Source organism: Leifsonia sp. GW821-FHT13C09 (assembly GCF_058806435.1).
On the sequence record NZ_JBXAPS010000008.1, the window covers coordinates 65,444 to 81,716 of the forward strand.

General features: G+C 69.5%; 15 protein-coding genes. 9 read left to right on the forward strand and 6 right to left on the reverse strand.

Going from position 1 to position 16,273, the window contains the following annotated elements:
* Positions 1–61 precede the first annotated feature (61 nt).
* From AC1ROW_RS19550 to AC1ROW_RS19570, 5 genes are all read left to right on the forward strand, one after another.
* Complete coding sequence (locus AC1ROW_RS19550) at positions 62–1,378, forward strand: glutamine synthetase family protein (protein WP_493020961.1); 1,317 nt, start codon at positions 62–64, stop codon at positions 1,376–1,378.
* Between the two features lie 9 nt (positions 1,379–1,387).
* A complete protein-coding gene (locus AC1ROW_RS19555; protein WP_493020963.1) occupies positions 1,388–2,047 on the forward strand; it encodes a TetR/AcrR family transcriptional regulator in 660 nt (219 codons plus the stop codon).
* Complete coding sequence (locus AC1ROW_RS19560) at positions 2,028–3,485, forward strand: purine-cytosine permease family protein (RefSeq protein ID WP_493020965.1); 1,458 nt, start codon at positions 2,028–2,030, stop codon at positions 3,483–3,485. Before AC1ROW_RS19555 ends, AC1ROW_RS19560 begins: the two co-directional genes overlap by 20 nt.
* Before the next feature lie 9 nt (positions 3,486–3,494).
* Entirely contained in the window at positions 3,495–4,607 is a 1,113-nt protein-coding gene (locus AC1ROW_RS19565) for a 5-methyltetrahydropteroyltriglutamate--homocysteine S-methyltransferase (RefSeq protein WP_493020967.1), read from the forward strand.
* Between the two features lie 131 nt (positions 4,608–4,738).
* Positions 4,739–4,954 (forward strand): hypothetical protein, encoded by a 216-nt coding sequence (locus AC1ROW_RS19570; protein ID WP_493020968.1) that lies wholly within the window; start codon positions 4,739–4,741, stop codon positions 4,952–4,954.
* Positions 4,955–4,969: 15 nt separating this feature from the next.
* Here AC1ROW_RS19570 and AC1ROW_RS19575 read toward each other — a convergent pair whose 3' ends face one another.
* Genes AC1ROW_RS19575 through AC1ROW_RS19595 form a run of 5 tightly spaced genes read right to left on the reverse strand, consistent with a single transcriptional unit; the run spans position 4,970 to position 11,068 of the window.
* Complete coding sequence (locus AC1ROW_RS19575) at positions 4,970–6,877, reverse strand: efflux RND transporter periplasmic adaptor subunit (protein WP_493020970.1); 1,908 nt, start codon at positions 6,875–6,877, stop codon at positions 4,970–4,972.
* Positions 6,870–7,712: a DUF5666 domain-containing protein gene (locus AC1ROW_RS19580; RefSeq protein ID WP_493020972.1), complete on the reverse strand. Its 843-nt coding sequence runs from the start codon at positions 7,710–7,712 to the stop codon at positions 6,870–6,872. The genes AC1ROW_RS19575 and AC1ROW_RS19580 overlap by 8 nt, the downstream gene beginning before the upstream one ends.
* Positions 7,713–7,759: 47 nt before the next feature.
* Positions 7,760–8,992, reverse strand: a complete 1,233-nt coding sequence (locus AC1ROW_RS19585) for an ABC transporter permease (RefSeq protein WP_493020974.1) — start codon at positions 8,990–8,992, stop codon at positions 7,760–7,762.
* Positions 8,989–9,717 carry an ABC transporter ATP-binding protein gene (locus AC1ROW_RS19590; protein WP_493020976.1) on the reverse strand — a complete coding sequence of 243 codons (729 nt, stop codon included), beginning with the start codon at positions 9,715–9,717 and terminating at the stop codon, positions 8,989–8,991. Before AC1ROW_RS19590 ends, AC1ROW_RS19585 begins: the two co-directional genes overlap by 4 nt.
* On the reverse strand, positions 9,704–11,068 hold the full coding sequence (locus tag AC1ROW_RS19595) for an efflux RND transporter periplasmic adaptor subunit (protein ID WP_493020978.1): 1,365 nt from the start codon (positions 11,066–11,068) through the stop codon (positions 9,704–9,706). The genes AC1ROW_RS19590 and AC1ROW_RS19595 overlap by 14 nt, the downstream gene beginning before the upstream one ends.
* A 305-nt stretch (positions 11,069–11,373) precedes the next feature.
* On the opposite strand from AC1ROW_RS19595, the gene AC1ROW_RS19600 reads away from it, so the two are divergent.
* From AC1ROW_RS19600 to AC1ROW_RS19610, 3 genes are all read left to right on the forward strand, one after another.
* A complete protein-coding gene (locus AC1ROW_RS19600) occupies positions 11,374–11,667 on the forward strand; it encodes a hypothetical protein (RefSeq protein WP_493020980.1) in 294 nt (97 codons plus the stop codon).
* An 81-nt stretch (positions 11,668–11,748) separates the two neighbouring features.
* Complete coding sequence (locus tag AC1ROW_RS19605; protein WP_493020981.1) at positions 11,749–13,953, forward strand: hypothetical protein; 2,205 nt, start codon at positions 11,749–11,751, stop codon at positions 13,951–13,953.
* Positions 13,950–14,639 carry an ABC transporter ATP-binding protein gene (locus AC1ROW_RS19610; RefSeq protein WP_493020983.1) on the forward strand — a complete coding sequence of 230 codons (690 nt, stop codon included), beginning with the start codon at positions 13,950–13,952 and terminating at the stop codon, positions 14,637–14,639. Before AC1ROW_RS19605 ends, AC1ROW_RS19610 begins: the two co-directional genes overlap by 4 nt.
* 11 nt (positions 14,640–14,650) lie before the next feature.
* On the opposite strand, the gene AC1ROW_RS19615 is transcribed toward AC1ROW_RS19610, so the two are convergent.
* Complete coding sequence (locus AC1ROW_RS19615; protein WP_493020985.1) at positions 14,651–15,631, reverse strand: RNA polymerase subunit sigma-70; 981 nt, start codon at positions 15,629–15,631, stop codon at positions 14,651–14,653.
* 169 nt (positions 15,632–15,800) lie between these two features.
* Between AC1ROW_RS19615 and AC1ROW_RS19620 the strand changes: the two genes are divergently transcribed.
* Positions 15,801–16,262, forward strand: coding sequence for an SRPBCC family protein (locus tag AC1ROW_RS19620; RefSeq protein ID WP_493020987.1), 462 nt, complete (start codon positions 15,801–15,803; stop codon positions 16,260–16,262).
* The last annotated feature ends 11 nt before the right edge of the window (positions 16,263–16,273 follow it).

Consider the following 16,273-nt stretch of genomic DNA (forward strand, 5'->3'; position numbering starts at 1 on the left):
GACTGAAACAACCCGACTGGCGACGAGCCCTTCGACGATCGATGCCCTCCGATCATCGGGCGTGAAGTACACCATGGGCGGCTGGGTCGACGTCCACGGACGTTCCAAGGCGAAGATCGTCCCCGTCGACCGCTTGGAAGAGATGCTGGAGGGCTCTGAGCGTTACACGCCGCGCGGCACCACCGGATTCGGCCCGATGGAGCCGCAGGAAGACGAGTCCGTCGCGATCCCGGACTTCTCCACGTTGCGGATTCTCCCCTGGGACCGCCGCTTCGCATGGATGGCCGCAGACCTTCTCCGCGAAGGCCAGGAGCCTTTCGACCAGTGCACACGCAGCATCCTGAAGGATCAGCTGCGGAACGCAAGAGAGCTCGGATTCGACTTCAAGCTCGGCATCGAAATCGAACTCTTCGTATTCCGCCCATCGCATCAGCCGACGTCGGCCTCCTACCTCCAGCCGATCGCCCCGAGCGGCGGACTCAAGCCGTCGCCGGCGTACGACACGGAGGCGACCCTCGACGCCGCCGACTTCCTCGACGAACTCGTCAGCGCAATGCAGGAGACCGGGTTCGGCGTCTACAGCTTCGACCAGGAGGGTGGAGACGGTCAGTACGAGTTCGACTTCGGGTACGACGGCGCCCTCGAGATGGCGGACAAGGTCGCCTTCTTCCGTGTGATGGTCCGCCAGATCGCCAAGCGTCACGGACTGCTCGCCACCTTCATGCCCAAGCCGTACACGGAAGCGTGGGGGTCGGGACATCACTACAACATGAGCCTGGAGAGCGTTCGGACCGGCGAGAACCTGATGCTGGACTCCACCGACCCGCGGGGTATCGGCTGGAGCCGCCTCGCCTATTCGTTCTCAGCCGGAATCATGAAGCACGCCGACGCGCTGGCGGCGATCGTCACCCCGACGGTGAACTCCTACAAGCGATTGAATCCCCGCCTGGCCGACGGAACCGCATCGTGGGCCCCGGTGTGGTCCGCCTACGGAGTGCAGAACCGCTCGTGCATGCTGCGACTGCCCGCCAACCGGCCGGCGATCGAGAACCGGGTGGTCGACGCGTCGGCCAACACCTACCTTGCCGCTGCGTTTCTTCTCGCCGCCGGTCTCGACGGCATCCGCAACGACCTCGACCCCGGCGACCCCGTCGACGTGGCTCTGCTCGACAGCCACGACGCGGACCGCAGCAACAGCGCGCGGCTTCCCCGCAACCTGCTGGAAGCGACCGAGGCGTTCGCTTCCAGCAGGCTCGCAACGGAGGTGTTCCCCGATCGCTTCGTGCGCGAGTACACGGAGATGAAGTACGCCGAGTGGGAGTCCTTCCACCAGACGGTCACCGAATGGGAACGCGACCGGTACCTACTGGCTCTCTGACGAACGATCATGGACCACCGGACTCCTCAGCGTTCCACTCGCTCCGCCCACCGCAAACTCACGGCGGTGCGCGCGGCGGCGGCCGTGCTGCGCCGACGCGGAATCGACGCGTTGACGCATCGCGCGGTCGCCGAAGAAGCGGAACTGCCGGAGGCGACGGTGCGCGCGTTCTTCGCTTCTCGCGATGACCTGCGAAGCGTGGCGCTCCAGTACACCTTGACCGGGTGGGCTCTGCGGGGTGAGGAGTTCATCGATCGCCTCCCTCGACCCTTGACGGTCGATCAGGCTGCCATCGCCATCGTCGAGGTGGCCACCATCCATCCATCCGAACAGGCCGAAACCTCCCGGGCGACGATTTCCGGGGTCTACGAACGGTACATCCAGTCGGGCCGACACCCCGAGCTGCGTCCGCTCGTCACGCGATACAACGAGGAACTCGCGGATCTCGTCGCCCGGATCCTGGCGCTCAACGGTCGCGTGGTGCGTCCGGAGGTCGCTCAGGCCGTACTGGCCGTCGTCGACGGCACCGTTGTCTACCAGCTCGCGGCGGGGGAGAGCCCCGTCCCACCCGCGATCGCTGCGCTGCAGCTGGCGATTCCGCTTCTCTGCCCCAGTTCCCCCATTTCCCCCACACCCGAAAGAGACACCGATGACCGCAGAACGCGATGATCTGCTGGAACTGACCAGCGGGCCCCGCTCCGAGCTCCTCGAAACCGCATCGATCGAATGGATTCCACTGGAGAAACGCACAGGGAATGCCTGGAGCATCACACCCTTCTTCTTCGTAGCGAACTGGAGCTTCTTCACGATCGCGCTCGGCTTCACGGGGCCGTCCCTCGGACTCTCCTTCGGATGGACGATCGTCGCGGGCGTGGCCGGGATGGTCTTCGGGACATTCTTCATGGCGTTCCACGCAACACAGGGCCCGCACATGGGGCTGCCGCAGATCATTCAGTCCCGCGCCCAGTTCGGGTTCTACGGAGCGACCATCGCAGTGATCATGGCTGTGGCCTGCTACCTGGGCTTCGGGGTCGTGTACACGGTTCTCACGACCGGTGGGCTCAACAGCATGTTCGGCTGGTCCCCGGCTGTGGTCGGCATCGTCATCAACGCAGGAGCGGCCGTCCTCGCTGTGCTCGGTCATCATGCGCTTCACCGCGCCAGCCGGGTGATCTTCTACATCTCGCTTCCCCTCTTCGCCGCCTTCACCATCGCGGTGCTGGTCGGCGCCGTGTCCGTTCCCCACTCCTCGCACACAGCGGCCCTCGGCTTCAGCGTCGTTGCGTTCGTCGCCCAGTTCGCCGTTTCCGCGGCCTACAACATCGCGCTGGCACCGATCGTGTCCGACTACACGCGTTACCTGCCGCCGACCACTAAGCCAGGCCTGCTGATTGCGAGTGTTTACGCGGGGACGGGCCTCTCAGCCATCTGGCTGCTGGGCATCGGCGCGTGGCTCGCGGCGACGTTCGGCGCCGACGACGCCCTGACCTCGCTCGCGCGAGCGGGCGACTCGGCCCTCCCCGGCTTCGGCCTGCTTCTCGCCGTCGTCTCCGTCGCCACTCTCGTGGTGTGCCTCGGGTCGTTCTCATACAGCGTGGCACTCCAAGTTCTCACGGCCGCCGACATGTTCGGTTACCGCAGCAGCAGGGCGAGCCGCCTGTGGGTCGGCCTGGGAGCAGTCGTCGTCTGGTCGGCGATTGCGATCCCCTTCGGCAACGACGTCGTCGGCGTTGCGGGCGGGGCGCTCTCGTCGATGCTGTTCTTGCTGGTCCCGTGGACCGCCGTCAACCTCACCGACTATTTCCTCGTTCGAAAGGGTGAGTACTCGATCGCGGACATTCTGGACAAGGGCGGGATGTACGGCCGCTGGTCGGCCCGTGGCCTCATCGCTTATGGCGCGGGGTTCGCGTCGATGATCCCCTTCGCGGCCCTCCCGTTCTACGAAGGACCCGTCGCACACGCGATCGGAGGCGTCGACCTTTCCTTCCTCGTCGGACTCTTCGTCGCCGCGAGCGTGTATTACGTGTGGCCCGCGCGGCACCAGGTTCTGCGTTCTGCGACCAGAAGCAACCGTTCACGCCGTAACACAGGAAAGACGATCGGATAGCCTCGAGAGATGCCAGCACTTCCGTTCCGCGCCGACGTCGTCGGCAGCTTCCTCCGTCCGCCCGAGCTTGCCGCGGCCCGCGATGAGTACGCGTCCGGCGCGCTCGATCGCGACGGACTGCGCGCCGTCGAGGACGCGGCCATCCGGGAGCTCGTGCTCAGTGAGGCCGAGGCGGGGCTGCAGGTCGCGACGGACGGCGAGTTCCGCCGCGGGTGGTGGCACTTCGACTTCTTCGGGCTGCTCGACGGGGTCGAGGTCGTCGAGTTCGATCACGGCATCCAGTTCCAGGGGGTGCAGACGAAGCCCCGCGGCCTCGAGGTGACGGGGAGGATCGGCTTCGGTGACGACCACCCGTTCCTTGCGCACTTCCGGTCGCTGAAGGCGCTCGTCGAGAGCACCACCGGGGCCGTGCCCAAGTTCACGATCCCGGCTCCCACCGTGCTCGACTTCCGGCTCGAGCCTGGCCACATCGCGCCGTCGGCGTACGGCGGACGCGACGACCTCGTCGATGACCTCGTCCAGACCTATCGCGACGCTCTCAGCGCCTTCTACGACGCCGGCGCGCGGTACCTGCAGTTCGACGACACCGCCTGGGCCTACCTGTGCTCGGACGCGGAGCTCGCGAAGGCGCGCGATCGAGGCATCGACACGAGCGGCATCGCCGAGCGGTACTCGGCGATGCTGAACCGCATCCTCGACGGCAAGCCCGACGACCTCACGGTCACCACGCACGTGTGCCGCGGCAACTTCCGCTCGACGTGGATCTCCTCGGGCGGCTACGAGCCGGTCGCGGAGCAGCTCCTCGGCAACACGCAGTTCGACGGGTACTTCCTCGAATACGACAGCGAGCGCGCCGGCGGATTCGAGCCGCTTCGCTTCCTGCCGGAAGGGGACAAGCGGGTCGTGCTCGGCCTGATCACGTCGAAGACCGGTGCGTTGGAGGACTCTGACGTGATCAAGCGGCGGATCGACCAGGCGGCCGAATTCGCACCGCTCGGCCAGCTCGCGCTCAGCCCGCAGTGCGGCTTCGCGTCCACCGAGGAGGGCAACCTGCTGTCCCGGGAGGAGCAGTGGGCCAAGGTGCGCGAGGTCGTGGACATCGCCGCCGACGTGTGGGGCTGAGCCGCGGGCCCGGAGCGCGCCCCCACATCAGGCGCCACCAGTTTGCGGTATTTCGGGTGCCAGGTGCCGGATCGGATACTGGCTGTGACGCCGAAAGCGCCGCCGCACCCGCCGCAGAAAGCCGATCCGAGATGCCGACCACCGACACGATCAACACCGACACGATCAACACCGACACGATCAACACCGACACGATCAACACCGACACGATCAACACCGACCCGCAAGCGTCCCTTGTCACGGACCCCTGCGGGTTCTTCGACGCTCCGCACGCCCACCTCTGGGAGTACACGAACGGGCACTGGGTGTGCGCGTTCTGCGACGGCAAGCGGCCGTTCACGGCATAGGACGCAGCTCTGGGGTCAGCCTCCCGTGCGGCCATTGCTCGTGCTGCGGGCCGCCGAACCGGAGGCGCCTGCGCCGCCCGCTCCCGCACCCCGGCCGACGCCGGTGCCGCCGAAGCGGCCCGCGCCGCCGAACCCGGTCGTGGTCGTGCTCGGCAGGGGCTGGGAGAGGTCGGCGAGCTCGACGACGTCGCCCGCGGCCAGGCCTGACGTGATCTGGGTGAAGTCGCCGCCCGAGCTCCCGACCGTGACCCGAGTGGGCGTCGGCGTGCCGTTGACGAGCTTGTCCACGATGGTCGTCGATCCCGCGCGGTGGATCGCCGAACTCGGGACGGCCAGCACGTTCGTGGCGGACGCGATCGAGATCGTCGCCTGCGCGGGCGCCCCGTTGAGCAGGTGCGCGTTCGCGTCGTCCAGGCCGACGGTCACCGAGTAGGCGGGGTTCGCCGCGTCCGACGAGACGTCGGTGACGCCGATGGCGGACACCGAACCGCTCAGCGTCCCCGGGGCGCCGGCGACGGTAACGGCCGCCCGCTGGCCGATCTTGAGCGCGCCGACATGGGTGACCGGGACGGTCGCGTTCACCGACCAGCCGCTCGAACCGATGATCGTGATGTCGGAGGTGCGGGTCCCCGCCGAGACGTTCGCGCCCGGAGTGAGCGACACCGCCGCCACGACCCCGTCGATCGGGCTCGTCAGCGTGCCGAGCGAGACGTTCTGCTGCGCCATAGCGACGGCCGCGTTCGCCGCGGTCACCGCGGCCTGGTCGGCGACGATCGTCTCGGCGGTCGCGGGCGCGGACGAGCCGCCGGCGGAGCCGGGCGAGGCGGAGCCGCCGGACACCGGGGCCGAGAGCGGGCTCGACCCGGTCGAGGTGGTGGTGGTCGTGGCGGCCGACGCGGGCGACCCCGACGAGGCCGGCGCCGACCCGGAAGCGGCCGAGCCGCCGGTCGCGGAGGCGGCGCTCGCCGTCGCGAGATCGGACTGCAGCTTGCTCACGGCGGCGTCGAGAGCCGTGGCATCCTGCTGCACCGCCTTCTGCGCGGTCGCGGTCTTCTGCTGATCCGTCTGGACGGTGGCGAGGGCGGTCTGGCACGCCGCCAGCTCGGCCTGCACGGTCGACAACGAACTGCCCGAGGACGGGGCGGGCGTCGCGGTCGGGGTGGGAGTCGGAGCGGGCGTGGCGGTCGGAGACGGCGACGGCGTGACCGACGGATCGGAGATCGTGGCGTTCATGACGGCCGTGCAGGTGGTGGACTCCGCCGTTTCGGCGCTCTGCGCGGCGGCGAGGTCGGCCGCCGACGTGCTCGCATCCGACAGGAGGGTCTTCTGGGCCGCGTGGGCGGCCGCGACATCATGCGTGATCGCGGGGCTGGAGGTCGATCCGCCCGACCCGCCGGACTTCGTGGCGCCGCTGCCCGTGCCCGTGCCCGATGCCGATCCGGTGGGCGTGGTCCGCGTCGAGGGGGCCGTACCCGTGGACGGCGAGGAGGTGGTCCGGGACGATCCGGATCCGCCGCCGGAGCCCGACGAGGTGCTCGCGGTCGACGTCGTTGCGGTCTGGGAGGCCAGATCGTCAGACAGCGTCTGCGCCGCGTTCGACGCGTTCTGCTGGGCCGTCTGGAGCTGGCTGTCCAGGCCGGTCGTCGAGAGCGAGGCGAGGGGGTCGCCGGCGTGGACCTGCTGGCCGGGCCGCACGGACACGGTCGCGACCGTCCCGGCGACGCCGAAGGCCGCAGTGCGGACGGTGGTGGAGGCGACGCTCCCGGAGAGCGCGACGGTCTCCCGGACGGTCTCCGGCTGCACCGTCGCGGTGCGGTAGCTGCCGGCGCTGCTGTTCGTCGCGGCGATCGCCAGCCCGCCGCCGACGAGCACGACGGCGATGCCGGCGGCCGCGCCGACGACGACGCGACGCTTTCTAGGCATTGCCGCCCCCGGTCCCCGTCGAGCCGCCGGGGGCCCCGCCGCCGCCGCGGCGAGCGAAGGCCGCGGTGCACCCGTTGGCGCCGGGGTCGGAGACCGTCACCGACGTCGCCGTGACGGCCCCGGACGTGTCGGCGGGGCCGCGGACAGCGGCGCACCGGCCGACGGTGAGCGCGGCGGCGGTCGCCTTGCTGGTGACCGAGAACACGGTCGACGCCCCGGTCGTCACGGTCTTCGGACCGGAGGACGATCCGCGCGCGTTGCCGCTCGGGGTGACCGTGATCGTGTCACCGGAGACCGCGGACACCACGCCGGCGACCGGAGGCGTGAAGGTGCGCGCACGGGTCGGGGTCGGGCGCGGGGTCCGCGTGCCGCCGCCTCCGCCGAAGCCGCGGCCGCCGAAACCTCCGCCGAAGCCGGTGCAGGCGCCGTTCGTGGCGGGAGCGATGGTGACGCTGGTGACGGCGCCCGAAGGCGACGGGGCCGCGGTGCTGCCCGGGCCGCCGAACGTCGACGCCACGACGCACGACCCCACGGTGACGTCGGCGAGGGAGCCCTTCGCGGTCTGCAGCACGGTCGTCGTGGCCGTGACGTTCACGGCCGTCTGCGAATTCTGGCTCTGCACCTGGAGGGTGCTGCCGTTCACGGCGGCGATCTCCCCGAACACACCGCCGCCTCCCGCGCCCGCGCCGCCCGCGCCCTGCGCCCGCGGTGCGCTCGTGCCCGCCGGGGCGGAGGAGGCCGGCGTGCCGGCGGAGCAGCCCGCGAGCAGCAGGGCGACGCCCAGCACGGTCGCGCCGAGCGCGATGCTGCGGGGCTTCGAGAGGAGTGAGGTCATGGTGCGGTCCGTTCGTTGTGCTGAGGGAGAGGAGTTCAGAAGCTGCGTCATTCGGTGCGCAGCGCGTCGATGGGAGCGAGTCGTGCGGCCCGGCTCGCGGGGTAGACGCCGAAGCCGACGCCGATGCCGAGGGCGACCACGAGGGAGATCAGGATCGCGACGGGCGAGACGATCACCGAGCTGCCGATCAGCCCGGGCAGCACGAGAGCCGCGAGGCCGCCCAGCACGACACCGGCGACGCCTCCGGCCAGGCCGAGGATGCCGGCCTCCACCAGGAACTGGCGCCGGATCGCCCGCTGCGGCGCGCCCAGCGCCTTGCGCAGGCCGATCTCCCGCGTCCGCTCGGTGACGGAGACCAGCATGATGTTCATCACGCCGATGCCGCCGACCAGCAGCGAGAGCGCCGCGATGCCGGTGAGCAGGATCGTCAGCGTCCGGTAGATGCTGGTCGCCGTGCTCACCAGGGCCTGCTGGCTGTTGATGGTGAAGTCCGCGGACGCGGAGGACGTGATCCCGTGGTCGTTCAGGAGGATCTGGTCGGCCTCCTGGTAGGCGCCGGAGAGCGTGTCCGGCGTCGACGCCTCCAGGTAGATGGTGGAGACGGTGCCGGCGTTCGTCTGACTGGACAGGTCGCTCTGCGCGGTCGACAGCGGGATGACGGCCAGGTCGTCGAGGTTGCTCGACGAGTTCGACCCCGCCGACGCCAGGACGCCCACGATCCTGAAGGTCTGCGACCCGATGTCCACCGACTGGCCCACCACGTTCGTGTAGCCGAAGAGCTCGGTCGCGGTGGTCGGCCCGAGCACGACGACGGGCGCGCTGTCGCGCTCGTCGGCTGCGGTGAAGAAGGACCCGGCCACCATCGTCCTGGCCCGCACGCCGAGCCAGTCGGGGGTGGCGCCCGAGACGGAGGTCGTCCAGTTGGCAGTGCCCGCGGTGAGGGACTCCGACAGGGTCTTGACCGGCGCGACGCTCGCGATGTCCGGCGCCGCCACCTTCGAGCTCAGAGCGGTCGCGTCGGCCTGCGTGAGCGTCGAGCCCGTCCCGAAGCCGCCGCGGACGCCGCCCGCGGTCGTGCTGCTGCCGGGCGACACGATGAGCAGGTTGCTGCCGAGCGCGCTGATCTGCGCACTGACGTCCTTCTGCGTGCCGAGGCCCAGCCCGACCGTGAGGATGACGGCGGCGATGCCGATGAGGATCCCGAGAACGGTGAGCAGCGAGCGCAGCGAGTGCGTCCGGATCGCCGCCCAGCCGGAGTGGAAGGTCTCCGCCCAGTTCACGCGACCACCGCCCGCTCGTCCGCCTGGATGCGCCCATCCCGGACATGCACGACGCGCTCGGCGTGCGCCGCCACCTCCGGCTCGTGGGTGATCAGGACGATCGTCCGACCGGCGTCGTGCAGTTCGCCGAACAGCGAGAGCACATCCCCCGTCGCCGTGGAGTCGAGGTTCCCGGTCGGCTCGTCGGCGAGGATGAGCGTCGGGTCGCCGACGAGGGCCCGCGCGACGGCCACGCGCTGCTGCTGGCCTCCCGAGAGTTCGCCGGGGCGGTGCGCGGTGCGCTCGCCGAGGCCGACCCGGTCCAGCGCGCGGAGGGCCCGTTCCCGGCGCTCGTCCTTGTGCATCCCGGCGTAGACCAGTGGCAGCTCCACATTGCGGAGCGCGGTGAGCGAGGGCAGCAGGTTGAACTGCTGGAAGACGAAACCGATGCGGCGATTGCGGATGGCCGCGAGCTCATCGTCCCCGAGCTGCGCGACGTTCTGCCCGGCGATCCGGTACGAGCCGGTCGTGAGGACGTCCAGGCAGCCGAGCACGTTCATCAGGGTGGACTTGCCCGAGCCGGACGGGCCCATGATGGCCACGTACTCGCCCTCGTCGATGGCGAGATCGACACCGCGGAGGGCCTCGTAGGAGACCGAGCCCGTGTGATAGGTCTTCCCGGCGCCCTCCAGCTCGATGACCGGCATCCGGGGCAGCGGGACGGTCTCGATCTCAGCCGTTCCCATTGCCGCCTCCGGCGCCTCCGCCGCGGCCGCCGAAGCCGCCGCCTCCACCGCCGAAGCCGCCGCCGCCTCCGCCGAAGCCACCTCCGCCACCGAAGCCGCCACCGCCTCCGCCGAAGCCGCCGCCGCCACCACCGAAGCCGCCACCGGTTCCGCCGGTGCCCGTCGTCCCGGTGCGACGCAGCCCGGGCGAGACGCTGATGACGACCTGGTCACCGGAGCTCAGGCCCTTCGTGATCTGGGTGTACAGCCCGACCGTCTGGCCTACGGTCACCGGGGTGCTCACGTCTTTGCCGTTCACGACGCGCATCACGCTCGCCGTCGTGCCGGTGCGGTGGATCGCGGCAGCCGGAACGGTCAGGGCCGACGGGAGCTGCGCGTAGACGATCGACACCGTCGCGGTGACCCCGTCGTACAGGCTCGCCGGCGTTCCGGTGACGTCGACGACGACGGGGTACGTTGCCGCTCCCGTCGAGGAGGACGGCAGCAGGCCGATCGAGGCCACCGTGCCGAAGAAGGAGGGGTTCTCGGTCGTGGAGAGCTGGGCCTCGTCGCCGACCTTGACCTCGCCGATGCTCGACGCCGGCACGGTGACGCTGACCTGCCAGGAGTTCGTGGCGATCACCGTGAACGCGGCAGAGGAGGACGAGTTCGACGCCGACGAGGCGGCGGACGATCCGGCGCCGGACGATCCCGAGCCGGACCCGCCCGCGGATCCTCCGGCGTTCGAGCCCGCGCCCGATCCGGAGCCCGCTCCGGACGAGGAACCGCCCGACGAGCCGCCCGACGAGCCGGAGACCGAGACGACGTCCCCGACGCTGACGTCGACCGCGGTGACCAGCCCGGCGATCGGCGAGACCAGGGTGACGGCGTTCGCTTCGGCCTGCGCGTTCTGCACGTTCGTCTGGTCGAGCGTGACCGTCGCCTGGTCGGCGGCGATCTGGCCGCTGGTGGCCGTGCTCGACGACTCGGCGTTCGAGAGCTTCGCCTGCGCCTGTGCGAGCGACGCCTGGGCGTTCAACAGTGCCGCATCGGCCTGCGCGGAGTCGACCGAGCCGAGCTCCTGGCCGGCTGCGACGGTGCTGCCCGGCTGCACGTCCACGGCGGTGACCCGGCCCGGCGCGCCGAAGTCGACGGCGTCGGTGACGGTCGGCGTCAGGGTCCCGGTGCCGGTGATCGTCTCCTTGAGCGCCTGCTCGGAGACGGGCACGGTGCGGGACACGGTCGCGGCGGCGGCCGCCGTGCCGAAGCCGGTGCTCAGTCCCCACCACGCCGCGGACGTCAGCGCCGCGACGACGACGGCCGTCCCGACGATGAGGACCCACGCCGGTAGCGATGCCAGGCGTACGCGCATGCAGGCTTTCCTTTCCCAGGGTGCGGCGAGCAGCGTATGGGCGGCGTGTGCGCGCACTTTATGGTCTGTCTATGATTCGCCTGGGAACGGCTTGCGTTTTCTGGGAGAACCTGCATGGAGGACGTTCGGCCCGGGGGACACTTCCCTCTCGCTGCGGCCGGGGGGTGCGTGGAACGGGAGAATACTGAGATTTTGCGCTTTACTGGGAAGATGCTTGACGATAGACCTGTCACTCTGTACGTTTCCGCATGCGGTCTACCACTAGTCCGCGAGACAACCTCATCAACGTAGAGAGGGAAATTCGCATGAGAAATGTCAAGAAGATCACCGTGGGCGCACTTCTCGCCGTCGGTGTCGCGCTCGGCGGCGCCGGCGCGGCCAACGCCGCCACCGTGTACTACAAGGGCAGCGCGGTGTCCTGGGACTACGGCCGCTCGTGGGGCGTATACAGCGAGTCAAACGTCCAGTCCGGCGTGTACGAGCACCACTCGACCGCCAACACCACAGCTTCCGGCTGGAAGAGGCCCGGTGTCGTAGCCAGTGCCTCGCAGTATGTAGGCGCCGCCACGGCGACGGCCTATTGGAACTGCCGCGGCTGACCGCAGTGCCGTTCAGCCGGGCGTGCGGCCCGACTGAACGGCATTGCCGTGCTCATCGCTCACTGCTCTCCTGAAGCGCCCATGACTCTCTTCTCGAAGCTGACCAGCGTGCTGCTCGTCGTTCTCATCGCCGCGACCGCGAGCGTGCTTCTGCTCTTCAGCCAGGGGGACGCTCTGCGTCAGGACGTCGATCGCTATCCCGCGGGATCGACAGCGCTGCAGCTGGTCGGGGTAGCGGAGGACCGCTCGACCTCCGTCCTGTCGGCCTTGGGCGAATTCATCGAGGCGGACGGAGCCGCGGTGGTCCGGGTCGATCGGGAGATGTCGAAGGCGGATGGCGGCCTCACCGGCATGAGAATCGGCATCGCGACCAACCCGCACGCGCCGTCGCCCGCGCTCGACTTCAGCTTCCTCGGCACCACCTTCCTCGATGCGCCGAAGCTCACCCGGCTGCTCACGAGCGATCCAGCCAAGTCGATCGGCCTCGACGCGAACGCAGCGGATGTCATCTCTACCCTCCCGGAGCCGGCATTCGCCCCCCGGCTCGTCGTCCTGCAACTCGCCCGGCTCGTCGAGACCTCCGGAACCATCAACGGCACGTATCGTGTCGTCGGCGCCGACGAGGGCCGGCTCGCCGAGCTGGTCGTCTCGCTCGAGCGGGCGACCGGTCGCCCGGCTGCCGCGCTGACCTCCGACCTCCGCGGCGAATCCTCGGACGCGGGCCTCGCTCAGCTCATCGTGCAGTGGTTCCTGATCGCAGCATCCCTCTTGCTGCTGTTCCTCCTCGTCTTCGAGGCAGTGCGCGCGTCCCGGGTCCTCGGCGTGCACCTCCTGCTCGGGAGGTCCAGGTTGGCGTTCACGCTCAGGCTCTTCCGTCCGGTCCTGATCGCAGCGGCCTCCGCGCTCCCGCTGGCGATGGTCCTCACGGTCCTCCTCGCACCGGGTTTCGAGCTCAATGCCTCGCTCCTCGTCGCGTCCGGGAGCAGCGCGGCCGCGGGGGCGGTCATCGCACTCCTCTGCGCGGCCGTTTCGGCGACCGTGCTCCTCTCGATCAAGCCGGTCGACGCCATCCTGCGCCGCTACTCGAAGAAGCTTCTCCTCGCCGTTCTCGCGTTCTTCTACGTCACGTCCGTGGCCGGATTCTCCTTGGCCTTCGCCGCGCTCGACGGTCCGCTGGAGGAGGCGGGCGATCTCAGCGAGGTGAGCCGGGCCTGGGCTGATTTCGCCGACCAGCGGATCCTCTATCGCGAGAGCCCGGGCAACGATGCGGCGAGTTTCAGCGGCCAGTCCAGCCGTCACGCGCAGGACTTCTACTCGTGGTACGCGGCCATCGCCGATGAGCCGGGCGTGACCCTCGTGAACACGGCGCACTACGGAGACAGTGTGCTCGAGCAGTGGGACGGGGTGTACGAGTCCGTCCCGACAGAGCCGTTCTGGTACCTGGCCGCGTCGCCGAGCTATCTCGAGTCGCAGGGATTCGACCTCAGCGCGGACATCGTGGGCCGTGCGACGAAGGGCGAACGCGTCTTTCTGCTCCCGGACACCTGGTCGACGACCGCGACAGAGGCGATGAAGGGCTGGCTGGACGAGAGCAGCCACTTCGACTACGAGGCCTCGATACCGACCGCGTACACCCGCCACCCCGTGGTGGCGTTCGAGGACTACGCCCCGAAAACGCAACTTTTCCTCTGGAACACCGATCTGACGCTGCCGCAGCGCGCGGCCGATCCCGTGATCCTCCTTCTCACACCCGAGAACATGATCCCGTTCGAGAGCGAGAGCCTGGCTGCGATCGGCCTCGAGAACAGCTACGTCAAACTCAGCGACGCCGCTGCCGCGAAGTTCACGAGCCAGCGATACCTCGCAGAGTTCGGCCTCGACGACAACGATCCTGAATACCTTCCGGTGAGTCAGTTCATCGCCGGTCTCACGAAGACCATTCACGAGTTCCTGACCCTGTTCGGGGCCATGGCGTTCTTCCTCTGCGTCCTCTGCCTGATCGTGCTCATCACGCTCATGAAGCTCTATGCCTCGACGTATCAGGAGGCTCTGGCGGTGAAACGGATGCTCGGCTACTCCGTGCGCAGCGTCTTCGCGCCGCTCATCGTCGCGATCGGCGCGACGAACGCAGCTGCAGTGCTGGCGGTGGTGCTCGCGCGATCGACCAGCGGGGTCATTGCGAACCTCGCCATGTTCGCGCTCCAGGCGCTGATGCTGGTCGCGCTCGCCAGAAGGCACTCACGGCTGCAGCTCAGCGCCGCACTCAAGGAACAGGACCAGACATGAATCCTCTGCTCGCGATCGAGAGCCTCACCAAGACCTACGGGTCGCGCACCATCCTCCAAGACCTGTCTTTCGAGCTTCAGAGCGGGGAGTCTGTGGCGATAACCGGGCCGTCCGGGTCGGGCAAGTCCACCCTTCTGAACATCGTCGGGCTGCTCGACCGCCAGAGCGCTGGAGCGGTGCGGTTCCGAGAGGCGAGCCTCCCCGGAATCAACAGCGCGGCCGCGACCGCTCTCCGGCGCGACCACATCAACTACCTGTTCCAATCCTTCGCACTGATCGGCTCGTCCACGGCGCTGGAGAATGTCGTGATCGGACTGCACAGCGTCAAGCTTCGTCGCGCGGCGAAGGAGAAGCAGGTGATGGAGTTGTTCGAGCGCCTCGGGCTACAGGAGGTCGCACGGGACAAGGTCATGACGCTGTCCGGCGGGGAGCAGCAGCGCGTCGCACTCGCCCGCTGCCTGCTCAAGCCCGGCGAGCTGATCCTCGCGGACGAACCGACCGGCGCACTCGACGACGCGCTCGCCGCGATCGCGGTCACAGAGATGCTCACGCTGCAGAAGGACTACGGGAAGAGTCTGCTCGTCGTCACCCACGATCTGCGGGTCGCGCAGCGATGCGATCGGGTCGTGGAGCTGAGCCCGTCCACGCGGCGTCCGCCCGCGGCAGCGGGGAGGGAGCGAACCTGAACCGCGCTCCCTCACCCCTCCAATCGCCGCGGCAGCCCCAGCCACGCCCCCGCACCCGGCTCGAAGTGCGTGACCTCGGCCACCCTCCCGTTCCTGACCCCGATCACCAGCACTCCCACCAGGTGGAGCCCGTCCGACACTGCGTCGCGCACGTACTCGCCCCACGCCGCCTGCCCGTTCGCGCCTGTCGGCACCATCCGTTCGATCGTGCGGCGGTGGTCGGTCATCGGCCCGAAGAACGCGGCGGCCGCGTCCGGCCCGTGGTACTCGAAGGGGAGTGGAGGCATCCGCACCCAGACGTCGTCGGTCATCAGCGCCACGAGGTCGTCGACGGCCCCCGAGGTGAACGCGGTGACGAAGCGCTCCAGCAGTTCGGGGTCCGGGTCGATCGGGGGCATGGTCGGTGGGGCAGAGGCGAGTGCGGCGCGGGCGCGCTTCAGCGCGCCGTTCAGGGAGTCGACCGTGACGTCCAGGAGGTCGGCGGCCTCCGACGCGGGGTAACCGAGGACGTCGCGTAGGAGGAGGGCCGCGCGCTGCGCAGGCGGCAGCAGCTGCAGGGCGCGGGTGAACGCGAGGGTGATGGCCTCCCGTGACTCGTAGCGGGCCTCGGGCCCGGGCGCGGTGTCCGGGAGACCGTCGAGCAGCGTGTCGGGGTAGGGCTCCAGCCAGGACACCTCGCCGAGCGCCGTGGGGCGCGCGACCGGTGCACCCACTTCGACCGGCCGGCGGCGTCCGGCGCGCAGGATGTTGAGGCAGCGGTTGGTGGCGATGCGGTAGAGCCAAGTCCGCAGCGACGACCGGCCCTCGAAACCGGGCAGGCCGAGCCACGCGCTGAGGAGGGTGTCCTGCACGGCGTCCTCCGCGTCCTGCACCGAGCCGAGCATCCGGTAGCAGTGCACGTGCAGCTCGTGGCGGTGCGGCTCGGCGAGCGCATCGAAGGCGGCGTGGTCGCCGCCGAGCGCCGCCTGCAGCAGATTCTCGTCCATGGTCATCGTGCCCTCCCGGCGATCCGATTCTGGTCGTCCGCCTCACCGGTGTCGACACCGGGGACGGCCCGAACCGGTCGCGGACAGTGCGACCAGTTTCCGCGCCCGGCGGCGTCTACCCGGATGAATCGACAGAGACGCGGGTCGACGACCCGCGAGACGAACGGAGGACACCATGACCACGCAGACCGCCACCGGCCAGACCGCCACCGACTACACCGCCACCATCGACCTCGACCGCAGCCCGGAGGTCGTCTCCGCCGCCATCGCGGACGTCGGCCGTTGGTGGATCGGGGACGTTGCCGGCTCCGCGGACCGGATCGGTGCGGAGTTCACCTACCGTTACCGGGACCTCCACGACAGCACGCAACGCGTCACGGTGCTCGAGCCCGGCCGCCGCATCGTCTGGGACGTGATCGAGAGCGAGCTCGGTTTCGTGGCGGAGCCCGACCCGTGGACCGGGACGCGGATCGTGTTCGACCTCCAGCCGTCCGGCGACGGGACGCGGCTGACCTTCACGCACGAGGGCCTTACCCCGGCGAAGGAGTGCTACGACGCGTGCTCAGCCGGGTGGGACCACTTCGTCGTCGGCAGCCTGCGCCGGTTCGTGGAGACCGGCGCAGGCGTGCCGCTGTGACGGGCCGGACG